Consider the following 5,066-nt stretch of genomic DNA (forward strand, 5'->3'; position numbering starts at 1 on the left):
ATGAGAATTGACTAGACACCAATAACCATAACGCTTTCAGCCGTTTTTGTTTAGACCTTCATGAAAAATGCGGGCTAACAGATAATTCAGAAATCGGTGCAGCGCTGTCCTTTCAAGGTAAACTGGCCTTCGGTAAAGGCGCCGTTACCGCTGGTGTCTATTCTGGTAAAGGCCAGGGACCAAATACCGGCTTATGTGTAGGCGGTACATGGAATCCAACGAAAACTGCTACATGCGATATCGATGCAGCAGGCGAGCTGGTTTCTCAGACAGGCTATAGCTTTGGTATCACACAGAATCTAACTGATAAACTGAACGGTACTCTGCGTTACGGTAAAGTGATGGTTGATGATGTTGCTGACACTGAAGCGTTCATGACCACTGCTACCCTGATGTACAAGTATGCTCCGGGTCTGGATCTGGGTATCGAGTGGCGTGATCAGGATATGGCTAACCACCCAATGCGTCCAGCTGGACAGCAGGTTGAAGTGATGGCGATGTACAAGTTCTAAGCTCATCAACGCTTAGAACAGATACATCTGGATAGAGATACTGGCCCCCTTCACCGGTATCTTTATCCTCCTTTAACTACAGTTATTAAACGTTAGCATCTCAGCAGAAGTACAGACAAACCTATCTCAGCCAAACTATTCAGCTATCGCCGATTTCCGAATGATTTAAAGTCTAAAAAACGCAGATTATGCCCTCAACGCCTGACCAACCGTTCTGGATCGTGTCACCGATGGCAACTCCCCTACCTGTTCACGGTAAAGCTGTGAAAAACGTCCCAGATTGCTAAAACCATAATCCATCGCAATCTGTGTGATGCTCCGGCTTGATCTCCCTTCACGTATCTCACTATGAACATGGGCAATTTTACGCTGCTGAATGTAGGAAAGCGGAGTCGTCGACTCACTCTCGCGAAACAGGTAGTAGAGTGATCGCTCACTCATATGACACACATCGGTCAGACTCTTTACCGATAGATTGCGTTTAACATTCTGATCAATATGCGCCCGCAACCGCTCCATCAGTATCTGTTTACTACTGTTGGTCTCTGAAAATGGCCGGTCAAACTCAATTTCCGACTCAATATAGTGGTAGATAATGTCGACGTAATGACGCTGTAATTCTGCGGTGATTTTCTCTTTATGCTCAAGCAGATGAAGTATCAGCGCTTTCAACGGACTGGACTCAAGCGAGACCATATTGTGATCCGTACTCAGAGGGGTGACCGTCTGATCATCCGGACAATTATCAAACATAAAGTAACTTACAAAAATTCTCAGGTGAACATTAATCCGGATAGATCTATCCAGACTGTCCGGTAGCATGTAAATAATGAGCTGATCATTATTGCCTGCCAACGAATGAATAATCTCTGTCGATTTATTCAGTACAATTTCCCTATCAAAACCTTTCATCCTTAGCTCGAAATTATTTTTCATAACTCTCTCATGCCAGGTATTTATTTTTATAATTATCCTCGGTTTATAATTCTATTTAACCAAAAAGAATTACCGACCATCAAGAATATTAACATGATAACTAACCCTCCAAGTCATAAGAAATGTGTACAACCCTATCTAAAAAACAGATACCCGATTGAGACATTAAAAAAAAGCCCCTTAAAAAGGGGCACTGAGGAGAGTTAAATAAAAGCAACTCAAAATCGTTAGGTTTTCTTTTAAAGTCCTTAGCTCGTATAAACTTTACAGCGAAATAACTTGAGAAGAGGGTGTTGCACTGTAGATATCCTCAACAATATCTGCACGATTAGCGATCACTGCATTAGAATTCAATGAACCTTTGTCGGTCATCTCATGAGCATCAATATCGGCCGGGCGACTTTGCAGCACTAAGCTTTTAATACGCGTGGAACTTCCGGTACTCTTCTCGGCCATACTGGAAAGATGATCACTAAAGACCTGACGTACAGCCTCATGATTGACGATCTGTTCCAGACTCAGCGAACCCTCTTCGATATCGATCAGGTTGCGGCAATGCTCAACATCCGGGAACACCAGCGCACTGATAAATCCACGGTCGCGGCCGACAATAACCACGTCCTGAATGTAAGGGGCAAACTCATGGATCATATGCGCTTTAAGGGTACCCACGCTCACCCAGGTGCCGGTATCCAGTTTAAAGTCTTCCGACACCCTACCGTCAAAGTAAAAACCACGGGATGGTTTTTCCTCATCAATAAACTTAAGTGCATCGCCCAGGCAGTAGTAACCCTCTTCATCAAAGGCTTTAGCTGTTTGCGCCTCATCACGCCAGTACCCCGGCATGATACTCACGCCCTTTACCCGCACTTCCAGCTTGCCCTGATTGGGAACAAGCTTAAGCTCCACACCGGGAACCGGTACACCCACAACGCCAGAAGCTGACTCTTCTATCGAGGTAAACATTGCTGAGGGAGCGGTTTCCGTAGCCCCCAGTCCGGTTAATATCGGCACTTTTCGGCCGGTATACTGAACAGAGAGCTCTAGCAAATCATCCCAGACATGCTGGGCAAGGCCGGCACCGGCATAAAACAACACCTGAAGATTTGAAAAGAACACCCCGGCCATATCGGGATTTTGTTTAAGCTCTTTGACCAGCAGCTCATACCCCTTAGGCACGTTAAAATAGATGGTGGGTGCAATCTCACGCAGGTTAGCAACGGTCTCAGCTATACCTCTCGGAACCGGCTTACCACCATCAATATAGAGTGAACCACCGTTATAGATAACCAACCCGGTATTCTTATTTCCACCGAAAGTGTGGTTCCACGGAAGCCAGTCACACAATATAGGAGGCTGCTCTTTGACAAATTGCAGATAGGAGCCAATCATCTCCTGGTTAGCGCAGATCATTCGCTGAGTATTGATAACGCCTTTAGGCATACCGGTTGAACCAGAGGTAAACAGCAGCTTGGCTATCGTATCACCATCAACCGCTGCATTTGCGTGAGCAACTTCATCGGTTACCGGTGTAGTAAGTGCATCAGCAAATAAAGTCAGATCAAAGCCAAAATCATCTACACCGTGAGCCGCTTCTGTTGCCAGCACGCTGCAATCAGATGGCATGACAGCGTCGATTGCATCACGGTATGGTCCCAGGTTTTCAATAAATACCAATCCCGGCGTCAGCTTATCAGTAATGTAACGCAACTTACCAAAGTCAGTTGATATGAGTGAGTAAGCAGTCGAAATCGGCGCGTATGGTATACCCGCATACATTGCTGCCAGGCCAAGCAACAAATGTGAAATACTATTGCCCGACAAAATAACGATGGGGCGTTCAGCCGACAGGTTCTGATTGAGAAGATACTGAGAGAGATGCTTTACTTTGACCAACGCCTCAGCGTAGGTGACTGTTTCCCAGTGATGTTTATCTTCTGTGCGTTGCGCTATTAACACAGTGTCAGGTGTTTCGGCGGCCCAGTATTCCAGCTTATCAGTCATTTTAGCTGCATACTCAGGCAACTCCCCGGTTGACCGGATCAACATGGAGGCATCGCCGCGCTGCTCAACGCTGACGTCGTATGTCACTACATTTACAGGAAGAACTTCTGCGTTCATTATTATTCTCGCTTTAAAATTTTTTATTCTGTTGCGTCAGCCAATACGGCTGACTTACTCTTCTATCTGGTAGTCCTGGATCCCAGTCTCCGCACTGATGACCGTTTTATGCAGCGCCATCACCTTGGGCGTAAAGTGGGTAAAGTAAAACCGGCTTAACGCGATCAGATTATTCAGATATACCCTGTCCGTGCTCTGTTCCGTCTGTTCATAAGCGGCAACAGCGGTGCGCATCATCATCCAGCTACAGCAAGCTACCCCCATCAGCTCAAGTAAATTAACAGCACCGCAGAGCAGTGATTCACGCCCCTCTTTACCCTGCTGCAGAATGTAATCTGCACTTTCATTCAGCACTGCGATCATCTGCGTCAGTATCTCTTTTTCCGAGCCTGCGATATTCAGTGCTGCATATTTGGCAAAGTCGGCTTCAATATCAGCCAACAATTCCTTCAGCGCCGCCCCCTGATCGCCCTGAACTTTGCGGAACACCAGGTCATTTGCCTGAATCCCCGTGGTACCTTCATAGATCGTGGTGACGCGAATATCCCGCATCAACTGAGCGACACCGGTCTCTTCAACAAACCCCATGCCGCCAAATATCTGAATCGTTGTGCCTGCCATCAGATTGCCGCTTTCCGTAGAAAAGGCTTTAAAGATGGGAGTCATTAAGGCGACAAAACGCAGATGCGCTGCTCGGTCTTCTGACTCAATTTCAGCCAGATCCAGACGGGAAGCGATCTGATAACTCAGGGCACGAAGCGCTGTCACCTGGGCCCGCAAGCCCATCAGCATCCGCTTAACATCGGGGTGACGCGCAATCAGCACATTAGTTTCACCCGTCAGGGCATCGCGCCCCTGAGTTCGCTCAAGACTATATTCCAGTGCCCGCTGATAGCCCATTTCACCGATTGCAACACCCTGCTGACCGGTGCTCAGACGGGCCTCGTTCATCAGAATGAACATATACTCAAGACCACGATTCTCTTCACCGACCAGTTCGCCGATAGCGCCGCCATCATCGCCGTAACTGATGCTACAGGTAGGGCTGCCATGTAATCCGGTCTTATGCTCGATGGAAACACAACGAACATCGTTCAGCTCACCGCACTGGCCTGATTCGTCCACCTTATACTTCGGCACGATAAACAGCGAAACGCCCTTACCGCCCGGAGGTGAATCCGGCGTTTTAGCCAACACCAGGTGGACAATATTTTCAGACAGATCATGCTCACCATAGGTGATATAGATCTTCTGGCCAGTAATAAGATAGGTACCATCGTCCTGACGTACAGCGCGGGTGCGGGTGTTCCCCAGATCCGAACCGGCACCAGGCTCGGTCAGGGACATACAGGTCGCCCACTCTCCGGTGACCAGCTTTTCCAGATAACGCTGCTTCAGCCGGTCATCTTTAGCCGCCAGCAGAATCTCTGCAGCCCCCTGAGTCAGCGCCTGAAACATAACAAAACTCAGATTGGAGCTTAGCCACATCTCATGCAC

The 5,066-nt window shown here is 47.7% G+C and carries 4 protein-coding genes; 1 reads left to right on the plus strand and 3 read right to left on the minus strand.

Annotated elements, in window-relative coordinates; translation table 11 throughout:
- Positions 1-341: 341 nt before the first annotated feature.
- Positions 342-512 (plus strand): hypothetical protein, encoded by a 171-nt coding sequence (locus Q0499_RS11735; RefSeq protein ID WP_299199553.1) that lies wholly within the window; start codon positions 342-344, stop codon positions 510-512.
- A gap of 186 nt (positions 513-698) precedes the next feature.
- On the opposite strand, the gene Q0499_RS11740 is transcribed toward Q0499_RS11735, so the two are convergent.
- The 3 genes from Q0499_RS11740 to Q0499_RS11750 form a co-directional block, all read right to left on the minus strand.
- Positions 699-1,448, minus strand: a complete 750-nt coding sequence (locus Q0499_RS11740) for a response regulator transcription factor (protein WP_299199555.1) — start codon at positions 1,446-1,448, stop codon at positions 699-701.
- Positions 1,449-1,712: 264 nt separating this feature from the next.
- Complete coding sequence (locus Q0499_RS11745) at positions 1,713-3,569, minus strand: feruloyl-CoA synthase (protein ID WP_299199557.1); 1,857 nt, start codon at positions 3,567-3,569, stop codon at positions 1,713-1,715.
- 54 nt (positions 3,570-3,623) lie between these two features.
- The coding region (locus Q0499_RS11750) for an acyl-CoA dehydrogenase (RefSeq protein ID WP_299199559.1) at positions 3,624-5,066 on the minus strand (1,443 nt) is incomplete at its 5' end.

Source organism: uncultured Amphritea sp., from assembly GCF_937127095.1.
GTDB lineage: Bacteria > Pseudomonadota > Gammaproteobacteria > Pseudomonadales > Balneatricaceae > Amphritea.

Coding starts and splice junctions, on each gene's coding strand:
- Q0499_RS11740 (WP_299199555.1), bottom strand. CDS start 1,448: ATGAAAAATAATTTCGAGCTAAGGATGAAAGGTTTTGATAGGGAAATT.
- Q0499_RS11745 (WP_299199557.1), bottom strand. CDS start 3,569: ATGAACGCAGAAGTTCTTCCTGTAAATGTAGTGACATACGACGTCAGC.
- Q0499_RS11735 (WP_299199553.1), top strand. CDS start 342: ATGGTTGATGATGTTGCTGACACTGAAGCGTTCATGACCACTGCTACC.